This is a genomic window from Epilithonimonas xixisoli (assembly GCF_004365655.1).
GTDB lineage: Bacteria > Bacteroidota > Bacteroidia > Flavobacteriales > Weeksellaceae > Epilithonimonas > Epilithonimonas xixisoli.
On the sequence record NZ_SOEO01000001.1, the window covers coordinates 703,512 to 726,955 of the forward strand.

Annotated in this window: 20 protein-coding genes and 1 tRNA gene; 14 read left to right on the top strand and 7 right to left on the bottom strand. The window is 36.4% G+C overall.

The features are described 5' to 3' along the window. Window positions 1-84: 84 nt before the first annotated feature. Together B0I22_RS03300 and B0I22_RS03305 are read right to left on the bottom strand one after the other, a co-directional pair. Window positions 85-1,473, bottom strand: a complete 1,389-nt coding sequence (locus B0I22_RS03300; protein ID WP_133943235.1) for a sensor histidine kinase — start codon at window positions 1,471-1,473, stop codon at window positions 85-87. A gap of 3 nt (window positions 1,474-1,476) precedes the next feature. Beyond that, window positions 1,477-2,181: a response regulator transcription factor gene (locus B0I22_RS03305; protein WP_133943236.1), complete on the bottom strand. Its 705-nt coding sequence runs from the start codon at window positions 2,179-2,181 to the stop codon at window positions 1,477-1,479. Between the two features lie 87 nt (window positions 2,182-2,268). Between B0I22_RS03305 and crcB the strand changes: the two genes are divergently transcribed. Continuing rightward, the gene (gene crcB / locus B0I22_RS03310) at window positions 2,269-2,634 is read left to right on the top strand and encodes a fluoride efflux transporter CrcB (RefSeq protein WP_133943237.1); all 366 of its coding nucleotides are present in this window, start codon (window positions 2,269-2,271) and stop codon (window positions 2,632-2,634) included. 111 nt (window positions 2,635-2,745) lie between these two features. Then, window positions 2,746-2,830 (top strand) — tRNA-Ser (locus tag B0I22_RS03315). A 172-nt stretch (window positions 2,831-3,002) separates the two neighbouring features. On the opposite strand, the gene B0I22_RS03320 is transcribed toward B0I22_RS03315, so the two are convergent. The 3 genes from B0I22_RS03320 to B0I22_RS03330 all read right to left on the bottom strand — a co-directional run bounded on the left by B0I22_RS03320 (window position 3,003) and on the right by B0I22_RS03330 (window position 7,500). Then, window positions 3,003-5,018 (bottom strand): LamG-like jellyroll fold domain-containing protein, encoded by a 2,016-nt coding sequence (locus tag B0I22_RS03320; RefSeq protein WP_133943238.1) that lies wholly within the window; start codon window positions 5,016-5,018, stop codon window positions 3,003-3,005. A gap of 105 nt (window positions 5,019-5,123) precedes the next feature. Next, window positions 5,124-5,777 (bottom strand): LytR/AlgR family response regulator transcription factor, encoded by a 654-nt coding sequence (locus B0I22_RS03325; RefSeq protein ID WP_133943239.1) that lies wholly within the window; start codon window positions 5,775-5,777, stop codon window positions 5,124-5,126. Between the two features lie 4 nt (window positions 5,778-5,781). Next, window positions 5,782-7,500, bottom strand: coding sequence for a tetratricopeptide repeat-containing sensor histidine kinase (locus B0I22_RS03330; protein ID WP_133943240.1), 1,719 nt, complete (start codon window positions 7,498-7,500; stop codon window positions 5,782-5,784). Window positions 7,501-7,816: 316 nt separating this feature from the next. On the opposite strand from B0I22_RS03330, the gene B0I22_RS03335 reads away from it, so the two are divergent. Beyond that, complete coding sequence (locus B0I22_RS03335) at window positions 7,817-10,156, top strand: T9SS type A sorting domain-containing protein (protein ID WP_166668169.1); 2,340 nt, start codon at window positions 7,817-7,819, stop codon at window positions 10,154-10,156. An 85-nt stretch (window positions 10,157-10,241) separates the two neighbouring features. Here the strand turns inward: B0I22_RS03335 and B0I22_RS03340 are convergent, their stop codons facing one another. Both B0I22_RS03340 and B0I22_RS03345 read right to left on the bottom strand, forming a co-directional pair. Next, window positions 10,242-10,679: a hypothetical protein gene (locus B0I22_RS03340; protein ID WP_133943242.1), complete on the bottom strand. Its 438-nt coding sequence runs from the start codon at window positions 10,677-10,679 to the stop codon at window positions 10,242-10,244. Between the two features lie 120 nt (window positions 10,680-10,799). Next, on the bottom strand, window positions 10,800-11,393 hold the full coding sequence (locus tag B0I22_RS03345) for a Crp/Fnr family transcriptional regulator (protein WP_166668170.1): 594 nt from the start codon (window positions 11,391-11,393) through the stop codon (window positions 10,800-10,802). Between the two features lie 223 nt (window positions 11,394-11,616). On the opposite strand from B0I22_RS03345, the gene B0I22_RS03350 reads away from it, so the two are divergent. The 11 genes from B0I22_RS03350 to B0I22_RS03400 all read left to right on the top strand — a co-directional run bounded on the left by B0I22_RS03350 (window position 11,617) and on the right by B0I22_RS03400 (window position 23,380). Continuing rightward, window positions 11,617-12,747 (top strand): 1-acyl-sn-glycerol-3-phosphate acyltransferase, encoded by a 1,131-nt coding sequence (locus B0I22_RS03350; protein WP_133943244.1) that lies wholly within the window; start codon window positions 11,617-11,619, stop codon window positions 12,745-12,747. Window positions 12,748-12,870: 123 nt separating this feature from the next. Continuing rightward, window positions 12,871-13,089: a hypothetical protein gene (locus B0I22_RS03355; protein ID WP_133943245.1), complete on the top strand. Its 219-nt coding sequence runs from the start codon at window positions 12,871-12,873 to the stop codon at window positions 13,087-13,089. A 240-nt stretch (window positions 13,090-13,329) separates the two neighbouring features. Then, window positions 13,330-14,799 (top strand): hybrid sensor histidine kinase/response regulator, encoded by a 1,470-nt coding sequence (locus B0I22_RS03360; protein ID WP_133943246.1) that lies wholly within the window; start codon window positions 13,330-13,332, stop codon window positions 14,797-14,799. Window positions 14,800-14,806: 7 nt separating this feature from the next. Beyond that, window positions 14,807-18,412 (top strand): hybrid sensor histidine kinase/response regulator, encoded by a 3,606-nt coding sequence (locus tag B0I22_RS03365; protein WP_133943247.1) that lies wholly within the window; start codon window positions 14,807-14,809, stop codon window positions 18,410-18,412. A gap of 14 nt (window positions 18,413-18,426) precedes the next feature. Then, complete coding sequence (locus B0I22_RS03370) at window positions 18,427-18,792, top strand: response regulator (protein WP_185145334.1); 366 nt, start codon at window positions 18,427-18,429, stop codon at window positions 18,790-18,792. Further along, the gene (locus tag B0I22_RS03375) at window positions 18,783-19,616 is read left to right on the top strand and encodes a CheR family methyltransferase (protein WP_221411211.1); all 834 of its coding nucleotides are present in this window, start codon (window positions 18,783-18,785) and stop codon (window positions 19,614-19,616) included. The genes B0I22_RS03370 and B0I22_RS03375 overlap by 10 nt, the downstream gene beginning before the upstream one ends. Before the next feature lie 11 nt (window positions 19,617-19,627). Further along, complete coding sequence (locus B0I22_RS03380; protein ID WP_133943249.1) at window positions 19,628-20,200, top strand: chemotaxis protein CheB; 573 nt, start codon at window positions 19,628-19,630, stop codon at window positions 20,198-20,200. Window positions 20,201-20,230: 30 nt separating this feature from the next. Further along, window positions 20,231-20,590, top strand: a complete 360-nt coding sequence (locus tag B0I22_RS03385) for a response regulator (RefSeq protein WP_133943250.1) — start codon at window positions 20,231-20,233, stop codon at window positions 20,588-20,590. A gap of 248 nt (window positions 20,591-20,838) precedes the next feature. Further along, window positions 20,839-22,347, top strand: coding sequence for an acyl-CoA dehydrogenase family protein (locus tag B0I22_RS03390; RefSeq protein WP_133943251.1), 1,509 nt, complete (start codon window positions 20,839-20,841; stop codon window positions 22,345-22,347). A gap of 381 nt (window positions 22,348-22,728) precedes the next feature. Further along, the gene (locus B0I22_RS03395) at window positions 22,729-23,151 is read left to right on the top strand and encodes a cold-shock protein (RefSeq protein ID WP_133943252.1); all 423 of its coding nucleotides are present in this window, start codon (window positions 22,729-22,731) and stop codon (window positions 23,149-23,151) included. Between the two features lie 34 nt (window positions 23,152-23,185). Beyond that, window positions 23,186-23,380: a cold-shock protein gene (locus B0I22_RS03400; protein WP_133943253.1), complete on the top strand. Its 195-nt coding sequence runs from the start codon at window positions 23,186-23,188 to the stop codon at window positions 23,378-23,380. Window positions 23,381-23,444: the final 64 nt, after the last annotated feature.

The following is a 23,444-nucleotide window of genomic DNA, read 5'->3' on the forward strand; positions in this document are numbered from 1 at the left end:
CACTAAATAAAAACAAGACCTAAGAATTCCTTAGGTCTTGTTTTTTTTATTGAATGCGCCATTAATCTATTGATTAAAATACATCTAAGTCACAAATATTGGAAAGCGAATCTGAACCGTAGTTCCTACATTTTCTTTAGAATTCACAATCAATTCGCCATTGTGTATCTTAATAATATTTCGAGCCAAAGGTAGTCCGATGCCGTAGCCCTCGTAATTCTTGGTGTTGGATGCCCGGAAAAAAGGATCGTAGATTTTATCGAACTCAGAGTCCGGAATCCCAATGCCATTATCCTTGACTATGATGTAAACGTGATTGTCTGTGGCGCCAAGGGAAACCTTCACCTGCTGGAAATTGGAGTATTTGCAAGCGTTGTTGACAATATTGGCCATTGCAAGGTGCAAAAGCTGCTCATTACCCTGGACTTTCAGTTTCTTTGGATTATCCGGAAGCATGCTGATGTCCATATAGACATTGTTTTTAGAATTAATTCGGGTTGCCGTTTCTATCACATCCCAAAGTAGCTGATCCATCCGTACTTTGTCCATTTTCTGGATTTTTCCGTCGAAACCGGTTTGGGCAATCATCAGTAGTGCTTTGATTTTTTTATCCAGTTTTTCGGCTTCGTTTAAGATGATTTGAAGCGTCTCCTGATAATGCTCTTCCGATCGTCTGATAGAGAGCGCCACATCTGCCTCTCCCATAATCGACGTGAGCGGTGTGCGAAGCTCGTGCGAGACATTCCCAATCAAATGATTCTGCGTTTCAAACGAAGTCTCTACACGGTTTAGCATATCGTTGAAGGTTTCCACCAGCTCATTCAGTTCCTTGTTTCCGGGCTGAGGTTCCAATCGCAGGTGCAGGTTTTCCGAACTGATTTCTTTTACTTTGCTCGTGATTTTTAAGATCGGCTTAAAAAGTGTTTTCGAGAGATAAAAAGAAAAGATCATTGAAAAGAAAAGTGCCAAAATCATACAGGTAATCAACGTTCTTTTGAGATACCCCAAATAATAAACCACATAATGGTTTTTTGCCGAGGCTATGGCAATGTAATCTCTGTTGTTGGATCGGAACGTCTGGCCAATGTAGTAATCCTCTTTGTCCTTATAATTGGATTCTCCATTCTTCACAAGACTTCTGAAAAACGATTCTGGAAGATGGATTTGATGTGATATCTTTTTATAATTGGAATCTTTCGGAATTTCAAATACGTAGTCTTTTTCCAACGGCAATTCCTCTGCCTGATTGAGGTTGCTGATGATTTCGGTCGTAGAATCATTGATTTGTGATTTGCTTTTCTCAATCTGTACAATCGTTGTCGCCCGGATTTTCAGCAATTCGTAAAAACGCTGGTGGGAAAAATTAACAATAGAAAAATAAACCAAACCACTGAAAAGCAATATGACAACGGAGAAAACCAGCATCAAAAGAAGCATCGTTTTGGTTTGATTGGTAGAAATTTTACTCAGCATAGTTTAAGGTTTTTTGAGGACGTAGCCCATCCCGATGACGGTGTGAATAATTTTGGAATCATCCTGACTGTCGAGTTTTTTGCGGAGATAATTCACATAGACATCCACCACATTGGTTCCCAATTCATAATTCACACCCCAAACGGCTTCCAGAATTTCTGATCTGGAAATGACCTTTTCGGGATTATTAAGGAAATAAAGAAGCAACTTATATTCCGTGGAGGTCAAGGATATTTCGTTTCCGTTTCGGACAACTTTTTTCGTGTAATCGTTCACGGTAAGGTCAGCAAACTGATAGGTGTTCTCGTCATTTTCAACTTCGTTGAGGTCTGTGCCGTTGCTGTGTCCGCTTCTTCTAAGCAAAGATTTGATTCTCGCCACCAACTCAATAAATTTGAATGGCTTTACCAGATAGTCATCGCCGCCACTTTCCAATCCCAAAACAATGTTTTCTGAAGAATCCAAAGCCGTGAGAAAGAGAATGGGAACTGTCTTGTTTTTCTTCCGGATCTCCTTACAAACCTCCAAACCATTGATGTCTGGCAGCATAATATCGAGAATAATCATATCAAAATCGTTGTTTTCCACCAGTTTGATTCCTGTAGATCCGTCCAAAGCAACCGAGATCTCGTAATCCAGTTCCTGCAGACCTTTTTTGATGAAGGATACGACGCTGGACTCATCTTCAATCAGAACAATTTTTTTCATAGATAGTAAAATTCAGAATATATGTAGATTTTCAAAAATAACAATTTAAAATTGAAGTCTGATAGCTTATTTTCATAATTTAGCGTTGTGAGAAACTTGATTTATATTTTCATAGGCGGTGGTTTTGGCAGTGTGATGCGCTTTCTGATTTCGGAGTACACACAGAAGTTTTGGAAGATGAATGCTTTCCCGATGGGAACTTTTGTGGTCAATATCACGGGTTGTTTTCTGATAGGACTGCTTGCTGCTTATTTTCTTAAGATTGATAATTCTCTCAAATACTTATTCATAACCGGTGTTTGCGGTGGCTACACTACCTTTTCAACATTCTCGGCAGAAAATTTTTCACTTTGGCAGAATGGCAATTATTTCATTCTGATTTTATATGCATTTCTGAGTCTGATTGTGGGGTTATTAATGGTTTTTCTTGGATTTAATTTGGTTCGGAATTAATTTTTCTCTTTGATAATTAAAGTTTTAAAATAAATTGTAAAAAATAATTTGGTCATAAGCCAAAAGCTTTCTATATTTGCACCACTGAAAACGAGAGATCGTAGCAAGTAAGGAGAAATGGCAGAGTGGTCGATTGCGATAGTCTTGAAAACTATTGACTGTAACAGGTCCGGGGGTTCGAATCCCTCTTTCTCCGCAAACGGAAAGATTTTAAAAGCTGTAATTCAATTACAGCTTTTTTTTGTTTTGTATTCTCTCATAAATTAGATTTCTTTTGTAAATCAACAGATGTAATTCTCGATGATTATTAAACAAAAAAAAGACAGCTTAAAAGCTGTCCCTTCTCATCATTAGCATTTGGTGTATTATTATTTTTTGATCACTTTAAACGTTTTAGCTGTCCCATCATTCAGTTTGATGTTTACAATGTAAACGCCTTGGGAAAGTGAAGATAGATCAAGAACTTTCGCTGGTTTCAGTGTTTTTATCAATTTTCCAGAGTTGTCATTAATGCAAACCGAAGTTACAGAATCCACATTCGAAATATTGATCACATTCACAAAAGGATTAGGATAGACGTTGATTGTGTTTTTACTGAAATTAGCTACAGCCAAAGTTGATCCTGTTGTAAAAGATGATTCTGCGCAGCCAATCGCTGTATCTGTAGAACTGTCCGGAACTATCTTTACATAATAGGTCGTGTTCTCTGATAATCCTTCTAGTGCAAAACTTGTAGTAGAGACATAGGTCGAAGTTACAACATCATAATTTCCGGGAGAAGTACCTACAAAAACTTTGTAAGCATCGGCGCCATTAACGGCTGACCAGCTTGCTTTGAGTTCCTCGGAGAGTGGTGTTCCATTGCTTGGTAAAGTAACTGTAGCACAGGATATTGGCGAAACATATTGTGGACAAGAATTCCCCGTTACGATTGGCGAAGATAGTAGCCAATTGGATTGGGTGCCCGTCAGAGCAAAGTTGTTCAAAGTGACAGAAGTACTGTTTCCTGTTTCATCTGTCAATGTCGTAACAGCATTATTATCCGCTTCATTATTTCCTTGGTTGAATTTGAAATAACTCACGAGTCCATCTTGAGATCCTGGATTTGCCACTTCACAACTTGTGCTGTTTTTTAGCTCATTTTCGCTTAGTGCTCTGTTCCAAACTCTGATTTCATCGATATCGCCTTCAAATAGTTCATCCATACTATATCGATAACTGGCTCCGATATGAAATTGTGACCCGACAATATTAAGATTGTTAAGTACATCTTGTTTTACAAGTGTGCCATCTGCATATATTTTTATGAGATTATTTTTATAGGTTATAGCAAGGTGGTGCCATTTGTTGTCATTTAACTGAACATCGCTTACAACGCCGTGTCCATCTCCCATAAATGTTAGTTTACCACCAAAAGATAACATACAAAATCTGTTGAATGGAGAAAAGCTGCCAAAATCGAATATTGAGCCTGTTTTATCAGAAGATGTTTTTACCACGGCTTCTATCGTCACTTCGCTAGTGCCTTGCGGTAATTGGCTGTTGGTTCCTGAGATATAATCATCTATCCCGTCAAAATTAAGAGATGTTGCGGCAGGTGCGTCAAGATATCGGATTTTTCCTCCCCAAGCGTCAGAAATTAGGATGCGACCGTTTTTCGTAACAAAGGTTGATGTCGGCGCATTAAGGATGGTGCCTGGAAAAGTTGTTAGCACTTGTCTATCAGCAGATAGTTTTTTGATTGTATTCCCTTGTGCGTCTGCAATGTACAGGTTGCGAGAAGCGTCTAATCTCAAATTGTGTGGATTGTTGAAGCCTGTGGCTAATGTTTTTTTGTCTGTCCCATCTTTCTTTAAAGAAAAAACATGGTCAGAACCCATCTCTGCGTAGTAAAAGATGTCTAAAATTGGATCGTGAGTAATTCCCATTGGGAGGCTTAATCCTGTGATAACTACAGAATGATCTGTGCCATCTTCTTTTACTCTTTGGATGTTGTTGCCACTCTGGCTTGTGTAATAGATATATCCATCATTGGCAGCTGTAATATAATAAGATCCGCTAGCCGGTGCTATTATTGTAGCATCTGATCCATCAAGATTCATTCTGTGCAAACTTCCTCCTGACAAAGCAAAAAGATAATTAGCATTGATTAAAATACCATAAACTGGATTTCCAAAATTTTTAACCGTGGTAAGATTATTTCCGGTGTAATCTGTTTTTACAATTTTGTTATTTAAAGTCTCACTTACATAGACATCGCCCTGCTCATCTGCAATTACATCGTAAGGAGAATTCATATTCTCGATCAATACAGTTTGTGAAGACATCAAGGTGCTCATAAATAATGCCAGAGACCCCAATGCAAATTGGATAAAGTTTTTCATAATCGTTTATTTTTATTAATTCCGGAAACAAAAATAACGACCTCTATTTAACATAATATTAAATTGGGACGAAATGCAAAACTTTGTATATGAAATAGGCGAGGACTACAAATTAGCTCGAAAATTACGCGAAACAGGCAGTCGCAAATCCTTAATCCAAACTTCATCGGACGTTATTTTCTCAATCAAACCCGTGTTTACAATGATGGATCTGTGGATTTGTTTGAAAGAAATTGGTAGCTGTCTGCAGAATTCTTGTAGTGTTTTTCGGACGGTCACTTTTCGATCCGTGAGGTAGATGTCCAGATAGTTTTTGTCCACTTCTACATAGATGATGTCTTGTAATTTCAGTTTGATATCATCGTATCCGTCTTTCACAAAAAGATATTCCTTTTGTTTTTTATTAATGATGATTTTAAGAGCCGCAATCAGTTCTACCTCCCGTATCGGTTTCGTAAGATAGGAGTCGGGAGAACTGTCCAGCGCTTCTTCGATCATTCTGGAATCCGATTGTCCTGTAATGTAAATGATGGCTGTCTCGCTACTTTTTTCTCTGCCTAGTTGTATGCCTTCAAAATGCCCTTCCAGATTGATATCCATCAAGATGATGTCTGGTTGCAAGATGTGCATTTTCTCTCGGGCTTCCGAAACAGAATGGGCCATATGGATATTTTTGAAGCGATTGATTTCCAATGTTTCCTTGATGTAATCTGCAATCAAAACCTCGTCCTCGATGATTAAAATTTTAATAAAATCCACAATATTATAATGTCATTTCGTAGTTAAATTTGAAACCGTTTTCTGTGTCTATACTGTACTGTATCCGTAGTTGTCGGCAAAGTTTTTCTATGAGATTCAGTTTTGTGATTTTGTTGCCCGCATTTCCATTATTAGAATATTCAAAATACATTTTGCCGTCGTCTGTATGGATTTTGAGTTTTATTTCTTTGATTTCTTGGTTTTGAAAAGCATGTTTCAAAGAATTGACGCAAAGTTCTGTCACCAAAAGTCCAATGTACATCGCACTATTTGCAGGAATCGTCAGTCTTTGTATGTCAAAATCCACTTCTATTTTATTTTCTGAAAACAAGAAATCTAGGTTTTTTTTAACCTCTTGCAAAAATTCATTGAGGTTCAAACTTTTCTTATCCTCATTTTGGTACAATTGCCGATGCAGTATTCCCAGAGATTCGATTTTGGCAATGATTCGCTTGTCGCTGATGTCGTCGGAATTTGGATTTTTTTTCAGTTCATTACCAATCAGGATAGTGATGAGTTGAAGATTGTTGTTGATCCTATGATGCGTTTCGGACACCAAAAATTCGTTTTGTTCCGAGACTATGGATAGTTTTTTATTCTGTTTTCTGATGATTTTGATGTAATTGAGCAAAATCATACTGAAAATGATGATGGCAGTCAATCCGAAAAGAATAAAATATTTTATTAGGTTTTGACGCTTGATTTCTTCCTCTTTTAGCGCAATTAGTTTTTTGTTTTCATCAATTATTTTTTGTTTTTCTGCCGCTTTAAATTTTTCTTCGTACTCCAACACCTTATTGTCATAGAGTTTGTGGTAATAATCCTCGGTCAGATTTAATCGGATCAGTAAATATTTGTGGGCATTTTGATAATCTCCAATTTTTCCATAAACCATTTGCAAATTATCCGCAAACAAGAGTTGATTGTAATTCAGTTTGTTCTTTTCGGCAATATCAAATCCAAATAACGAAACCTTGATCGACTCTTTGTAATTTTCCACACGATTCAGATTCCTCGACAGATTTACCATTGCATCACATTGAACTTGGATGTTCGAATTTTGCTTGGCGAGAACAATGATTTTGTGGAGTTGCCGAATAGCTTCTTTGTGGTTTTTTTTGCCCTCGTATATATTTGCAATTTCCATTAGAGAAACCAACTCGCTTTCTCTGTCTTTCAGCTTCTGAGATAATGTCAAAGATTTTTTTGAATAGACAATGGCGCTGTCCTCGTTGTTCTTGTATTCAGAAAAAAGAGCCGCTTTTCTACTGTAGAATTTCATCAAATAAACATCCTTAATCTTCTCTTCTTTCTTAATCTTCTCGCATAATTTTAGGTATTCTTCCGCTTTCGAAAATAGTCTCCGATACCTGTAAAATTCAGCCAAATGGGTGTAAACATAGAATTCTTCTTGTGGAAATTGTTTGCCTTTTAAAATTTGAAGTGATGTTTGATAGGCTTCAAGGGATTTATTATAAGCTTGCTTCAGTTTATAAGCATTTCCTAATTCTACATAGAAAAACGCCTTATCAACTTGTGATTCAGTACTTGAAATCTGTTGATTGATGAAAATAATCGCCGAATCTATTTTGTTTTGCCGAATCAGGTTGTGAGAATGTTGGAGTGGGTTTTTATCATTACCATTTACCAAAACAAAACTTAGCAATAGCCATAATCCAAATCGTTTTATAAATATATAAAAATTTGGAATTATTTTTTTCATTTTGGTAATGTTGAAATCAAAATACAAAATAAAGATATTTTGCCGAAAACAAAGTTATTTATCAGAATGAGTTACTATTTTATTTCAATCAAAATATGAGTAACTACGTTTTTGGAAACTATTTCATTTATATAATATCAGGTTTTAGCAATAGAATGATACTGTCTTGATTTTTATAAAATACTGATAATCAATAATCAATTGTTCTGGTAAAAATATTGCGAACTTAAGAGGTGTAGAAGCATTTGTAAATATCAAACAATTAGATGTTCATAACAATCAACTTGCAAGTTTGGATATTAGAAATAACATAGCGTTGGAAAGCTTAAAGGCTAATCAAAATCTTCTGATAGAACTAAATTTGAAAAATGGACATAATGCACAATTGTCAATGTTGAATGTATTGGATAATCCCAATTTATATTGTATCCAAGTAGATGATATTGCTTTTGCAAACTCGAATACCAATTGGCTGAAAGATGGAACAGCAAGTTACTATGAAAGCTGCTACGTCAATATTCCAGATGTTAATTTTAAAGACTATTTGGTAAGTAATTCTCAGATTAATACCGATGGAGATGGCGAAATTTCTTTTTCAGAAGCTATTGCTTACGCTGATACAATTGATTTATATCATAAGAATATTTCAGATTTGACAGGCTTAGAAGCATTTGTCAATATTACAGGTTTCCTTTCCTCAAACAATCCAGTATCAAATGTTGACTTAAGTTCTAATGTAAAATTGACTTTGTTACGGTTTACTAGCTCCCAATTGACAGCCTTAGATTTAAGTGCTAATATTAACTTGCGAGAACTTTACTTGTATAGTGGCCAGTTGACAAATTTGGATCTTTCTCATAATGTTTTTCTCACGGAATTAGATGCAAGTTCTAATCAGTTTGCAAATATCGATATCAGTAAAAACAAAAATTTGCAATTCTTGTATCTCAGTGATAACAATCTAACGGAGCTGGATTTGAGCAATAACCCATTGTTGGTTGATTTGGAGTTAGAAGATAATCAATTGACAAACCTCAATTTGGACAAAAATTTGAATCTCAAGTATTTTTCTGTTTATAACAATAAATTAACAACGATAGATTTATCGAAAAATTTAGCCTTGGAAGGTTGTAATTTTGATACTAATCAATTGTCGGTTTTAGATGTAAGTGCAAATAAGATGTTGCGAGAAGTATATTGTAATAATAATGCTTTACTAACTCTTAATCTTAAAAATGGGAAAAATGATAAACTTCAATACGTGAATGCAGAAAATAATCCCAACTTATTCTGTATCCAAGTAGATGATCTTGATTTGGCTAATTCTAAAACAAATTGGACAAAAGATGCTGTGGCGAGTTATAGTGAAAATTGTGGCTTCCCGGTTTACATTCCGGATGTTAATTTAAAGGCTCATTTGGTTGCTGATTCTCAAATCAATACGGATTCGGACAGCGAGATTTCCTATGCAGAAGCTGGAGCTTTTACAGGAGCAATAGAGGTTTCTAATAAAAACATTGCAAACCTGAAAGGACTAGAAGCTTTTGAAAATATCATCAAGTTGGATGTTCAAAACAATGCATTGACGACTCTGGATATTAGTAAAAATATCAAACTCGAAACCCTGATTGCAGATCAAAATAATTTAACTGATGTAAACCTGAAAAACGGAAGCAATAACATATTAATGATAATGAATGTGCTGAATAATCCGGAATTATCTTGCATACAGGTAGATGATCTTGATATGGCAAACAGTTATACAGAATCTGGCGCTTGGAAAAAAGATGTGACTGCAAGCTACAGCGAAAATTGCAACCCGCCAGTTTATATTCCAGATGCAAATTTCAAGGCTTATCTGATAAGTCATTCTGATATTAATACCGATGGAGATAATGAAATTTCTTATTCAGAAGCAAGATCTTACGGAGGAGAGATTAGACTGAGTGATAACATTCCGAGTCGTATCAATAGCCGTGTATCCGATCTTACAGGAATCGAAGCGTTTGTAAATATTATTGGATTAGATGCACAAAGTCAAGATTTGACGACAATAAACATCAGTCAAAATAAAGTTTTGAAAAACTTAATCTTGCCTAATAATCAATTAACGAGTATAGATGTATCCAACAATACCGAGCTGCAGGCTCTAATTTTGGATGATAACAAGTTGACAAGTATTGATGTAAGTAATAATACAGAATTGTTTGGTATCTCGGTTATCAATAACGAACTTCTTACTAGTCTTAATGTGAAAAATGATAATAATGCAGGACTAATTCATATGTATGCGACTGGTAATCCACTTTTGACTTGTATCCAAGTAGATAATCCGATATTATCAAACTCTTATTCAAATTGGCAAAAAGACGTTACAGCCAACTACAACGAAAACTGTGGTCCAGTGATGGCAACGGCGGATGCGCGTACAAAGGCAATCAGAATCTATCCAAATCCTGTGAAAGATGTTTTAAACTTTGCAGGACAAGATAAAATTAATAAAGTGGTGGTAATCTCTATAGATGGAAAGAAAATAACGGAAAAGACTATGAATGGAGAAAGAACAATGGATGTTCAGAGACTTTCTCAAGGAACTTATTTTATTCAAATCTTCACAGACCAAGGTGTTGAAACAAGTAAGTTTATAAAGAATTAATATCATCTTTAAATTTCAAAATAAAAACCACTGCAGTTTTGCGGTGGTTTTTTTGTGTATTATTTTCTTTAAAAAAGAAGCGACTTTATTTGGAATCAATAATCTTTGTCTGATTTAAAAATATAGCAACTGAAGCCAAAACCAAGATGGGCAAAGCGGAATAATGAAGAACGTAATAGATTTCTTCGTCAAAAAGAAAAGTACTCCAAGAAGATTCTCTCTCGACGAAAATGCTGTAATCCCAGAAGAACCATATAGAAATCAAAAGCAAAAATTGAATTCCAATTTTGAAAATCCTATTCATTCCCGAAGGTAAAATGGCAAAAATAATGGCAAGAAAAATCGCACTTATAATTGATATCATGAAGACATCTTCCAAAAACCAACATTCCAAACAAGCGCTAGACATACTTTCTGAAAGATGTCCCATTGCCCAATAGAACTGCAAAAAGCTAGAAAAGAAAATGATAATTCCGATAATGGAAATTTTCTTCAATAGAGACACAGCTTTAGCTTTTGTCATTTGTATGATTTTTTCAAGTATAATTTTTCAACACGTCTAACTCTCAAAAGTTTTGAAGTCACGCCCAAATTACTGTCTTCGTGAAATCAATTCTTCCTCAAAATCAAGAATTACGTTAGATTAGTAATGAATATTTCGATCAATGATTCTTAGAACTTCCTGCTTTTCAAGACTTTTGATGGTTCTAATGACAGTTTCCACGCGCAATCCTGTGATGGCAGCCAGCTGTTGTCTGGTGAGTGGGATTTTGTATGAGTAAGAAGTTTGATCCGGACTGAAGCTTTTGTGATAATCCAGGACACCTTTTATCCGCACTTCTGGCAGTAAGGATGAATTGTTTTCCAACATTACAAATTTGTGATATAGCCTTTCCGAAAGGAACTTGTTGATGTCTCTCGAAACATTCGGATGGTCGTCCAGCATTTGGATGAAGCTCGCTTTCGAAAGTTTCAGAACCGTGCTTTCTTCTATCACTACAGCATTCACAGGGTATTTTTTATCAATGAAAAGGAGAAGCTCGCAAACGCTCAGTCCTGGTTCCAAAATAGCAAGAATCAATTCTTTTCCTTCTTCGTTGTAATGGTTTAGTTTCACTCTTCCGGTCAGGATTTGGTAATAATTTTTTGGGGTGTCGCCCTCGTCGAAAATAATATCGCCTTTTTTAAATTTTTCATATTCGGCGCCATAGGATAGCAGAAGTTTTTCTTGGATCATTTTCTTGGTGTATAGTCTATGCAAGTTAAGTTTTTTGAGAAGAAAAAAATGCCATTGTAAACAATTTTTTTTCTGGAAATATGTAAAAGTGTGCTTCTTTTTCAAATCAAAAAAACTGAAACATAATTATTTATGATGCAAAAAATAATTTTTAATAGATAAAATCATAAGCTGTGTTCAATTAATTTTTGTTTTTTTGCAAATTCTAATTTAAAATCCAGATATGTCCAAGTTTGATGCAATCAGACCTTTTGAAGATGAAGAAGTAAATGATGCTTTGAAAAGTATCGCCAAACATCCTATGATGAAGGCGATGATGCAATTTACTTTTCCTGGCAGAAAGGAGGATTTTTGGATAGATAAGTTTAAGGAAATCCATTCCATCAGAGATTTTCAAACTCAAATTATTGCGCAGACGGTTCGTCAGATTTTGGAAAAAAGTTCAGAAGGTCTCTCTTTTTCCGGTTTTGAAAAGCTGGATAAAAATGCGTCTTATCTTTTTATTTCCAACCACAGAGATATTATTTTGGACACATCTCTGTTGAATTTGGTTTTGTTGGAAGGTGGATTTGTAATGACGTCTTCTGCGATTGGCGACAATCTTGTGAAGAAGGATTTTTTGCATATTTTGGCAAAGCTCAACCGTAATTTTTTGGTAGAAAGAAGTCTCTCTATCCGTGAGCAGCTGGGAAGTTCCAGACTTTTGTCGGAATATATTGTGACGCTTCTGCAGAAGGAAAACCGTTCCGTCTGGATGGCGCAGCGCGAAGGTCGTACGAAAGATGGAAATGATGCCACACAGCAAGGTCTTTTGAAAATGCTGGCAATGGCAGCCGACAACGAACCTTTGATTGATTTTTTCAAAAATCTTAAAATTGTTCCACTTTCCATTTCGTACGAGTACGATCCTACCGATATGCTGAAAATGCCACAATTGATGGCGCAATCCCGAAATGAGCAATACGTGAAAAGTAAAAATGAAGATTTCAACACAATGCTAAGTGGTGTTTTGGGGCAGAAAAAAAGAATTCATCTGCACGCGGGTTCTGTTCTCGGTGAGGAACTGGATTTGCTGGATTCTCCTTCTGAAAATAAGAACAAATTGCTTCAATCCATTGCTCAATTGATAGATCAATCCATCATTAAGAATTATAAATTGTGGCCTACCAATTATATCGCTTACAATCTGATGCACCAAACCAATAAGTTTGAAAATCATTACACAGGGGAAGAAAAACAATTGTTCATAAGACGATTTGAGATGAGGCTAGATGCTTCCAGCTCTGCTGTGAAACAAAGTTTTCTGGCGATGTACGCCAATCCTGTCATCAATCAAATCTCTCTCGGAAATTAATTTTCTATTTAGGATTTTAATTTGACTAATTTTCTTGCATTAATTTAGTCATAATCCATTATTGGTAAAGAAATTGCTTAGTGAAAAAGAAATTAATATTTCTAATTTCTAAAATTTAAGGCTATGAATATTTCTTACTACGATTTTAAAAATTTACCAGATCAGTCTCAGCGTGATATTGTTGTAAATCAAGGTCTTTTGATGAACGAAACCATTAAGAATAAACTTCGGTTTTCGCTCTATGAATTGTCGTCCTTTTCTGTAGAAGTGGTTTACAATACTTCTGATAATCGGATTACAGGTCTGAATGTTTTCCAAAACAAGTCCGCTTATTCCAACTAATAATTTTTTTTATTGATTTAAATTTACTTTCAACTATTTCTCGGTATCATTTTTTATTAAATTAATTGCTCAATATTAATTTGTGATAATTTAATTATAAATAATTATCAATCAGATGTTTTAATGTAATTTGCATTTTTCATATAGATATTGTCAAAATAATAATCTGTTTTTTAAAAATTTGTGAGTAGTTTTGATAGCTGAGGAAAGCATAATTCTTATTCAGATTATTTACCCGTTATGATTTTAATTGTCGATGATAACCAGAACAACATCTATTCACTCAAAAAACTACTGGAATCCAAAGATTTTCCTGTAGATACAGCCAGTTCTGGCGAAGAAGCATTGGGTAAAGCCCTCAAAAATGATTATGCACTCATTATTCTAGACGTTCAGATGCCAGGAATGGATGGTTTCGAAGTCGCAGAAACATTTACGGGATACAGCAAGACCAAAGATATTCCCATTATTTTCTTATCTGCGGTCAACACAGAGAAGCAATTTATCACGCGAGGTTACGATTCTGGTGGGATGGATTACGTTACGAAACCAATAGATCCCGAAATCCTTCTTCTGAAGGTCAAAACATTCTACAACCTTCAGGAAAACAACATTGCGCTCAAAAAATCTCAGCAAAGCCTAGAGTTGGAAGTCAAAGGCAGGAGAGAAGCACAGGTTTCTATGCGATCCGAGATCGATCATTTTCATTTGATGTTGGAAGCGCTTCCCCAAATTGCCTTTACCTTGGATCAAAATGGTGTAGTGACTTTTGTGAATAGAAAATGGTTTGACTATTCCACATTGGAACAGAAATTCCCAGAAACGCATCCCGATGATTTGGATATTAATGAAGAATTCGAACGTTGCAGGAAAAAGGGAAAAGCCTTGGAATTGGAAATCCGAATTAAAAATTTAAATTCCGGCGAGTTCCGCTACCATCTTCTGAGAATGTCCCCCGTGCATCAAAATGAAAAAGTGAAAAACTGGGTCGGAACTTTCACAGATATTGACGATCAGAAGAAAGTCGAAAAAGAAAAAGACGAGTTCCTCAGTATCGCCAGTCACGAACTCAAAACACCGCTTACCAGCATCAAAGCTTATATGCAGCTTTTGGATCGTAAGCTCAAAAATAATTTAGAAAGCAAAGAAGGAACATTCGTTATCAAAGCATTAGACCAAATCGAAAAACTGAACAGCCTTATTAGTGATTTGCTGGATGTCTCAAAAATCGATAACGGGAAACTCAGAATCAACAAAAAACCTGAGGATTTGGAAAAACTCATCCACAACACCATCGATACCATCGTACAAACCCACGAAAATATCAATATCAAAATCGACCGCCATATCGCTAAAATCGATCATTTGATTCCTTTTGATGCCATCCGCATAGAGCAGGTTTTGATTAATTTTCTTACCAACGCAATCAAGTATTCTCCGGACAATCACCAGATTATCGTTACCACTTTTGTAGATGAGGAGGAGGTGAAAGTAAGCGTTACGGATTTTGGAATCGGGATTCCAGATTTCAAGCAGGATTCTGTTTTTCGCAAGTTCTACCGTGTCGAGGAATCGTCTGTTCAATTCCAAGGGATGGGAATCGGTTTGTACATCTGTTCAGAGATCATCAAGCAGCACCACGGAACCATTGGATTATCCAGCAAATTGGAAGAAGGTTCCACATTTTACTTTACATTACCATTAAACTAATTTTTCTATGCCGAAAAAAGTAATCAGAAATCTACAGTTCGGAATCGGATTTTCATTATTTATATTAATAGCAAGTTCCGTCGCATCCTACTGGAGCATCAAAAATCAGATGCAACACCGAGAGAATGTCTCGCAAAGCAGACGTTCGGTCACGGCAGTCAAAGATGTTCTCATCGCACTTTTGGATGCAGAAACAGGAAACAGAGGTTATCAACTTACGGGTAGAGAAAGCTTTCTGGATCCGTACAACAAGAGTTTGGCAGAATATTCCAAATCTATGGATTATGCTAAATCTCTGGATATCAAAGAACCGGAACAATTGGCAAGACTGAAGCAATTGGAGAAAAATGTAGAAGTCAATATCAAAAATCTAAAACAGTTTGTAGAAAACAAAAAGCGTGGCTTTGAGATGACTCAGTATCAGATCGAGCAGAGCAAACTGTATATGGATACTTGTCGTACGTTGGTTCTGGACTTTGTAAAATCCGAAGAAGTAGGATTGGAGAAGAAAAACAAAGATCTGGACAGCTCTTCCAGTACGACGGTTTGGTTTATCATTTTTTCATCTTTGGCAGCCATTGCAGTTACCACATTTTTTTACATTAAACTGAAAAATGATTTACTCAGAAGAGACAAACTGGAGAAAGAACTGAAACAAAAAGATTTCGAAATTTCGCAACGTCTTAGTATGATTCAGCAGGTTGCAAATCGGGTTTCAAACGGCGATTATGGACAGAAGATTACAGAGGTCTATGACGGCGATTTGGGCGATTTGGTAGATTCTCTCAATCATATGACAGAGTCTCTCAAGATTTCTTTTGATGAGATTAATAAAAGTGATTGGCGACAAAAAGGTTTGGCTTTGCTGAATGAAGCGTTGGTTGGAAACAAATCGGTGAAACAAGTCACGAAAGATTCACTCAATCAATTGATTGATTATGGAAATTGTACCAATGGCGCAGTTTATTTGATTGAAGACGGAACATTGAAACTTCAGGGTTCCATTGGTTTGGAAAGCAATATGAAGCAGTTTTTTGAACCTGGCGAAGGAATGGTAGGGCAAGTGTTTCTCAACAAAAAAGCGAAAGCTTACAATGATTTGGATGATAAAGATTTTGCCGTAAGTTTCGCAAGCAGCAAGATTAAAATCAATGCCATTTTGTTGCTGCCGATAATGTCGGATTTGCAGATTGTAGGCGTTTTGGAATTGAGTTCGGATCATAATTTTGATGAAGACAGAATCGAGTATTTCACCGAAAGTGTAAGAAATATAGCCATTGCCATCCGTGCTGCAAGAGGTCGTGAAAAAGAACAGCGTTTGCTGGAGGAAACTCAGGCGCAGTCAGAGGAATTACAAGTTCAACACTCCGAACTGGAAAATCTGAATACCGAACTGGAAGCACAAACCCAAAAACTGCAAGCTTCCGAAGAAGAACTGAAGGTACAACAGGAAGAATTGATGCAAACCAATACAGAACTGGAGGAACGTTCCAAATTGCTGGAAGAGAAAAACCAACTGATTGCAGAACGAAATATTGAGATTCAAAGAAAAGCCGAAGAGCTAGCCCTCAGCACACAATACAAATCCGAATTTCTGGCCAATATGTCGCACGAATTGCGAACGCCGCTTAATTCAATTCTACTATTATCAAGATTAATGGCGGAAAATCCGGACGAAAATCTGAACGAAGATCAGATAGAATCAGCAAAAGTGATTCAAAGTTCGGGAACAAGTCTATTGACTTTGATTGATGAAATTCTAGATCTTGCCAAGATCGAATCCGGGAAAATGTCTTTGGAATATCAGGATGTTGTGATTGCAGAAGTGGTTCACGATTTGAAAAATCTTATCAATCCTTTGGTCAAAGAAAAAGGCATCGATTTTAATATCAATATCGATGAAAACCTCGAAAAAACCATAGAAACGGATCGCCTTCGATTGGATCAGGTTCTTAGAAATCTGATGTCCAACGCGCTGAAATTTACTAAAGAAGGAAGCGTTGAACTCAATATCAAAAAGTATCCGAAAAATAAAGATTTCATCATTTTCTCGGTTAAAGATAGCGGCATCGGAATTCCGGAAGAAAAACAAAAAATCATCTTCGAAGCCTTCCAGCAAGCGGACGGATCTACGCAACGCAAGTTTGGCGGAACCGGTTTGGGATTGTCGATCAGTCGGGAAATTGCCAAATTATTAGGTGGACATCTTGAGCTTGAAAGCAAAGTAAATGAAGGAAGCGAATTCAGTTTGGTTATTCCAATCAATGAGAAATTCAAATTTACAAACAGTCATTCGGATCAGAATTTGGTGGAGGTGATTCTGGAAGATGTGGAAGTCATTAAACATATCATAGATGAGGATTCTGCCGCGTCAAATTCTAAAACCTTGGAAATCCCGGCAGGAGTGGAGGATGACAGAAACGATATTTCCCAAGATGACAAAGTGATTCTCATCATAGAGGATGATACCAATTTTGCAAAAGCATTGTTGAAATATGCTAGGCTCAATAGTTACAAAGGAATCGTGGTTGTGCGTGGCGACGAGGCTTTGTCTGCCGCTTTGGAATATCATCCTTCAGCAATTTTGCTAGATGTACAGCTTCCTGTGAAAGACGGCTGGCAAGTGATGGACGAGCTGAAAAGTAATCCGCAAACCAAACCAATTCCAGTTCATATGATGTCTTCTCTTCACGTGAAACAAGAAAGTTTGATGAAAGGTGCGATTGATTTCATTAATAAACCTGTGGCCCTGGAGCAGATGACAGACGTTTTCAAAAAGATTGAAGATGCGCTTAAAAAATCACCTCAGAAAGTATTGATTGTAGAAGAGAATGCGAAACACGCTAGTGCATTGTCGTATTTCCTGAGCAATTTTAATATTTCACTTTCTGTGGAAGACAATGTGGAAGACAGCGTTCGTGCTTTCAATACAGATCAGGTAGATTGCGTGATTTTGGACATCGGACCCAACCGTAGAAATGCCTACAAAATCATCGAATCGATTAAAAGTTATGAAGGTTTGGAAAATCTTCCGATCATTATTTTTACCGAAAGAAATCTTTCTACTTCAGAAGAATTGAAGATCAAACAATATGCAGATTCTATAGTTGTGAAAACGGCGCATTCTTACCAAAGAATTTTGGATGAGGTTGGTTTGTTTTTACATTTGGTAGAGGAAAAAAGCAGTTCTGTAGAAACCATCAGAAACAAAACATTAGGTTCTTTGACGGAAGTTCTCAGCGGGAAAAAAATCCTGATTACAGATGACGATGTCCGCAATATTTTTTCATTAACCAAAGCTTTGGAAAAATACAAAGTGGAAGTCGTATTGGCGATGGATGGCGTACAGGCATTAGAACAAATCAAGTTGAATCCCGACATCGATGTGGTTTTGATGGATATGATGATGCCAGAGATGGACGGCTACGAAACCATTCAAGAAATTAGAAAAATGCCACAATTCAGAAGACTTCCCATCATTGCGGTGACGGCAAAGTCTATGATTGGAGATCGTGACAAATGCATACAGGCAGGCGCTTCGGATTATATTACAAAACCTGTGGATATAGATCAGTTGCTGTCTCTGCTTCGGGTTTGGTTGTATGAAAGTTAAATCATAGAATTTTTATGATAAAGAAAATTTTGATTGTGGACGATGATCCACGAAATATATTTGCTCTGAAACTAACTTTGAAAGCGCGTGGCTACAAAATTGTAAGTAGTACAACGGGAAAAGAAGCCATCCAAATTTTGGAACAAGATTCGGAAATCGGATTGGTTTTGATGGATATGATGATGCCAGAGATGGACGGTTACGAAGCTGTGAAAATCATTCGTCAAATGCCAGCTGTACAAGATATTCCCGTGATTGCCGTCACAGCGCAGGCAATGGAAGAAGACCGGCAGAAATGTCTGGATGCCGGCGCGCAGGATTATGTGAAAAAACCAATTGATGTAGATCAATTATTAATTGCAATAGAAAAATGGTGTTAGAGCCAAGTATCATAAAAGACGAAGAAATCGAATTTCTGATCAAAGATGTGTACGACTTGTACGGATACGATTTTTCTTTGTACAGCAGAGCTTCTTTCAAACGCAGAGTCAACAGAATCTGTCTCATAGATCGTTTTACGAGCTTTGCAGAATTGCGATACACCATCATTAATGATCCCGATTATCTCAAACATTTCATCGAAGAAATTACGGTAAACGTGACGGAAATGTTTCGTGATCCTCAATTTTTCAAAAAATTGAGAGAAGAGATTTTGCCACAATTGGGAACTTATCCCTTGATTAGAATCTGGGTTGCTGGCTGTTCTACGGGCGAGGAAGCTTACTCGATTGCAATTTTATTAAAGGAAGCGAATCTGTATCACAAATGTCTGATTTACGGAACCGACATCAATCCTTCTGTTTTAGAAACTGCAAGAGGAGGCGTTTTCCCGATGCATCAAATGAAGATTTATTCGGAGAATTATATGTTGTCTGGTGGAAAAAAGGATTTTTCCGATTATTACACCGCCAATTATGACAGCGTAAGATTTGATAAAAGTCTGCAGGAAAAACTGATTTTGTCCACGCACAACTTGGTAGCAGACAGTTCTTTCAACAGTTTTCAATTGATCATTTGCCGCAATGTGCTGATTTATTTTGAAAAGTCTTTGCAGGAAAGGGTTTTTAATCTGTTTGATGCGAGTTTGGAAAACTTAGGATATTTGGCTCTCGGGACAAAAGAAACATTGAGATTTTCAAATTTAGAGAAGTTTTATCATCAGATTGGCGATCAGAAAATTTGGAAAAAAGTTGATCATAATTAAGATTTGAAACGATGTCATCAGAAATCAATCCGACCGAATTAATTGTCATTGGAGGCTCCGCTGGAAGTCTTCAGGTCATTATGGAATTGATTAAAAATCTGAACGAAAATCTGAAATTTCCAATCCTAATCGTGGTTCATAGAAAAGCATATTCTACAAGTATTCTTCCCACTTTGTTACAACAATTCACAAAAATGAAAGTGGAGGAAATTGAGGATAAAACGGAGATCTTGAGCAACAGAATTTACATCGTCCCGGCGGATTATCATCTCTTGTTTGAGAGTAAAAATACGGTTTCTCTGGATGGTTCGGAAAAGATGAATTACTCGAGGCCTTCTATAGATGTGACTTTCAAATCTGCTGCAGAAATGTTTGGAGAAAGCCTTGTAGGAGTTCTTCTTTCCGGCGCCAATGCGGATGGAGTAGAAGGTTTGCAGTATATCAAAAAGAATAATGGAAAAGTCTGGATCCAGGATCCGGAAACGGCGGAGGTAGATTATATGCCAAGGCGTGCGACTGAAGAAGTGGATTTTGATTTGTTGATTTTGCCGAAAAAACTGGCAGATTGCATTAATCAATTATAAAAAAATATAAAACAAGAAACTAACTATAAAATGAAAAAGCTATTAATATTTGATGATGATAAAAGCATTCTGGAAGTCATCAGCATTATTTTCGAGGAAAATGGATACAAGGTAGAGATCTCAGAAACATCGCACGATATTATCCAAAAAGTGACAGAATTTCAACCAGATGTAATTTTGATGGACAATTGGATTCCCAATATCGGAGGTGTAGAAGCAACAAGATTACTCAAGAATCACGAAGATTTTAAACACATTCCTGTCATCTATGTTACCGCGAACAATGATATCGAGATGCTCGCACAAAAAGCCAGCGCAGATGATTTCGTTGCAAAACCTTTTAATTTGGAGGATTTGGAAGAGAAAGTGGCGTATCACATGAATTCCTGAAAAATTAAAAAACCAATGTTTCAAAAGCATTTGTAGATTGTAAAATAAAGAAAAATAGATTAATTTTAAATCAGAAAGATTAACATAAGTTAATCAAAATAGTAGGATCCAATTAATTATATTACCTTTGTTTTATTATTTATAATTGTGAAGCTGCTGAATTATTGTATAGTTCAATTGCCATTCGTTTCACATTATTTTTTTGTTGCAATAATGGCTTGCAGCGTTTTTTTATCTCTCAAACTATTATGAATGCACTAGCATTGGATTTACCTACAGATTCCTACACGGAGTTTCTAAACCGCTTCAAGACCTCGTTGTCAGCTCTTTTTCAGAAAGAAAATATAGATCAGCTTAGCCTTTCGCGAGGTTTGCCGGCTAATGTCTGGAAAGAGATTTTCAATTTGAAGCCGTTATCTGTTGCTATTCCTACAGAGTTTGGAGGGAGAGGCGTGAAGGTGAAAGAATGTTTGGGAATCCTGTCCGCTGCATCTTATCAGTCTTTGCCTTTGTCTTTGACCTTTGGGATCAATATTGCACTTTTCCTAGAGCCATTGGCTAAATATGGAAACGAAATCATAAAAGGAGATATTTTCAAACATTTTCTGGATTACGGCGCAATGGGCGGTTTGATGATTACAGAACCAGACTACGGTAGCGATGCTTTGAATATGAGAACTCAAAATCAATTGATTGATAATGAATATCATGTGAAAGGAACAAAGCATTGGCAAGGTCTTACAGGATTGGCGAATTATTGGCTAATCACTTCCAGAAATATGAATGCTGAAGGCAATCTTGCCAGAGATGTTGATTTCTTCATTGCGGACACCCATCAGCCGAATCAAAATATAGAAGTTACAGAATATTACGACAACGCGGGATTGTATATGATTCCTTACGGTCTTAACAAAGTTGATATCAAAGTTCCGGAACAGAACAAATTAATTCCAGAGTCTACAGGATTAAAACTAATGTTAGACGTTCTGCACAGAAGCAGATTCCAATTTCCGGGAATGGGAATGGGATTCCTGAAAAGAATGATGGACGAGGCTACGACGCATTGCAAAGAGCGAATCGTAGGTAATTCCAACCTTTTTTCTTTGGATCAGGTTCAGTTTCAATTGGCAAAGATGCAGTCATTTTTCACGCTTTGTTCTGCAATGTGTGCGAAGAGTTGCAAAGTGAGCGGGATTGATAACGATGTTTCGGGAAGCGGTATTCATGCCAACAGTATGAAAGCTTTAGTAACAGATATGATGCAGGAAGCGGCGCAGATGTTGGTTCAGCTTTCCGGCGGAAAAGGCTACCGATTGAGCCACATCGGTGGACGTGGAATTATGGACAGCCGTCCTTTCCAGATTTTCGAAGGTTCTAATGAAATGCTTTACACGCAGATTTCTGAAGGGATTTTGAAAGATATGAAGAAGAAAAAAACGGATAATCTGGGAGAATATCTTGCAATCAATGAATTGACTGTCAACGCTTCAAAGCTTTATAAAAAAGAATTTGATTTCGCAATTGGAAGCCCAATTTCTCAGAGAAAAATGATAGATCTTGGAAAAGTGATTGCAAGAGTTGTAACGGTAAATGATTTATTAGAACTTAATAACGATGGTTTTAGCCAGCAATTGACGGATAACTCTATCGAAATGGTAAGACAGGAGATTGTAACTTTGCTTGCATCTTTGCATCACCACCAAAACATCAGCGCATTGGAAGATCTTGGAAACAGCGATTGGATGGCGTTTGCATAATCTTTTCGAATAAAGTAGGAAGACCTCAAAGCAACTTGTTTTGAGGTCTTTTTTTTATTAATAATTTTTTAAAAATATTTCGATATAATATTAATTTGAAAATCAATTATTTAAAAAGATGAATGTTTGATAAATTTGTTGTATATTTGCATTATAATTTATAAAACAGGTCTCTGCCCTTGCTTTTTCTGCTACAGTTAAGAATACCCAATTTCTCTCTCTCAGTTTTCGCTTTCAGTACCAAATTTTTAAATTTTAATTTTTAGAATTAAAATAATTTGCTGACCTTTATTATTAAATTAGAAACTCTAATTAAGGTAAATCCAAGTTAGAAACATTCAATTATTACATTAATTAAATAATCAAATACTAAAATAATTTATGGCAGATTCTTTCTCCAAAAAAGAAAATTTTAAGAAAAAAATCGCAAAACAAAAAGAAAAAGCTATTCGTCGTGAAGAGCGCAAAACCAACAATGACAAAGGCAAAGAGTCTGAGTTCATGTATGTAGATGCCTACGGAAGATTGACTTCTACACCTCCAGAGGAGAGATTGGAAGTGGATCTGGACAACATCCAGCTTGGTGCAGCGCCGATAGAAGCAGAAGAATTAGTGAAAAAAGGAATCGTGACGTTCTTAAGTGAAAAAGGTTACGGATTCATCACAGAAGATAACAACAAAGAAAATGTTTTCTTCCATAGCAACAACTGCGCACAGCCAGTAAAAAAAGGAAACAAAGTCTCTTTCGAAAAAGAGAGATCGCCGAAAGGTTATTCCGCCATCAATATTCAACTTATCAAATAGATAAATATCAACAACAATTTTTAATACCATTACAATGCAAGAAGGCACAGTAAAATTTTTCAACGAAACAAAAGGTTTCGGATTTATTTCTCCATCAGCAGGAGGAGACGACATCTTTGTACACTCAACAGGTTTAGTTAGCAGAAACATTCGCGAGAATGATAAAGTTACTTTTGAAGTGCAAAAAGGACCAAAAGGACTAAACGCTGTGAATGTAAAACTTGCATAATCATACAGTTATTCCTATAATCAATAAGCTCCAGTTTGGAGCTTATTTTTTTTGGCTTTATTTT

Bases quoted from the DNA above. Each gene is read 5' to 3' on its own strand.
- B0I22_RS03300 (WP_133943235.1), bottom strand. From the start codon at position 1,473: ATGCTGAGTAAAATTTCTACCAATCAAACCAAAACGATGCTTCTTTTG.
- B0I22_RS03305 (WP_133943236.1), bottom strand. From the start codon at position 2,181: ATGAAAAAAATTGTTCTGATTGAAGATGAGTCCAGCGTCGTATCCTTC.
- B0I22_RS03320 (WP_133943238.1), bottom strand. From the start codon at position 5,018: ATGAAAAACTTTATCCAATTTGCATTGGGGTCTCTGGCATTATTTATG.
- B0I22_RS03330 (WP_133943240.1), bottom strand. From the start codon at position 7,500: ATGAAAAAAATAATTCCAAATTTTTATATATTTATAAAACGATTTGGA.
- B0I22_RS03340 (WP_133943242.1), bottom strand. From the start codon at position 10,679: ATGACAAAAGCTAAAGCTGTGTCTCTATTGAAGAAAATTTCCATTATC.
- B0I22_RS03345 (WP_166668170.1), bottom strand. From the start codon at position 11,393: ATGATCCAAGAAAAACTTCTGCTATCCTATGGCGCCGAATATGAAAAA.
- B0I22_RS03350 (WP_133943244.1), top strand. From the start codon at position 11,617: ATGTCCAAGTTTGATGCAATCAGACCTTTTGAAGATGAAGAAGTAAAT.
- B0I22_RS03355 (WP_133943245.1), top strand. From the start codon at position 12,871: ATGAATATTTCTTACTACGATTTTAAAAATTTACCAGATCAGTCTCAG.
- B0I22_RS03360 (WP_133943246.1), top strand. From the start codon at position 13,330: ATGATTTTAATTGTCGATGATAACCAGAACAACATCTATTCACTCAAA.
- B0I22_RS03365 (WP_133943247.1), top strand. From the start codon at position 14,807: ATGCCGAAAAAAGTAATCAGAAATCTACAGTTCGGAATCGGATTTTCA.
- B0I22_RS03370 (WP_185145334.1), top strand. From the start codon at position 18,427: ATGATAAAGAAAATTTTGATTGTGGACGATGATCCACGAAATATATTT.
- B0I22_RS03375 (WP_221411211.1), top strand. From the start codon at position 18,783: ATGGTGTTAGAGCCAAGTATCATAAAAGACGAAGAAATCGAATTTCTG.
- B0I22_RS03380 (WP_133943249.1), top strand. From the start codon at position 19,628: ATGTCATCAGAAATCAATCCGACCGAATTAATTGTCATTGGAGGCTCC.
- B0I22_RS03385 (WP_133943250.1), top strand. From the start codon at position 20,231: ATGAAAAAGCTATTAATATTTGATGATGATAAAAGCATTCTGGAAGTC.
- B0I22_RS03390 (WP_133943251.1), top strand. From the start codon at position 20,839: ATGAATGCACTAGCATTGGATTTACCTACAGATTCCTACACGGAGTTT.
- B0I22_RS03395 (WP_133943252.1), top strand. From the start codon at position 22,729: ATGGCAGATTCTTTCTCCAAAAAAGAAAATTTTAAGAAAAAAATCGCA.
- B0I22_RS03400 (WP_133943253.1), top strand. From the start codon at position 23,186: ATGCAAGAAGGCACAGTAAAATTTTTCAACGAAACAAAAGGTTTCGGA.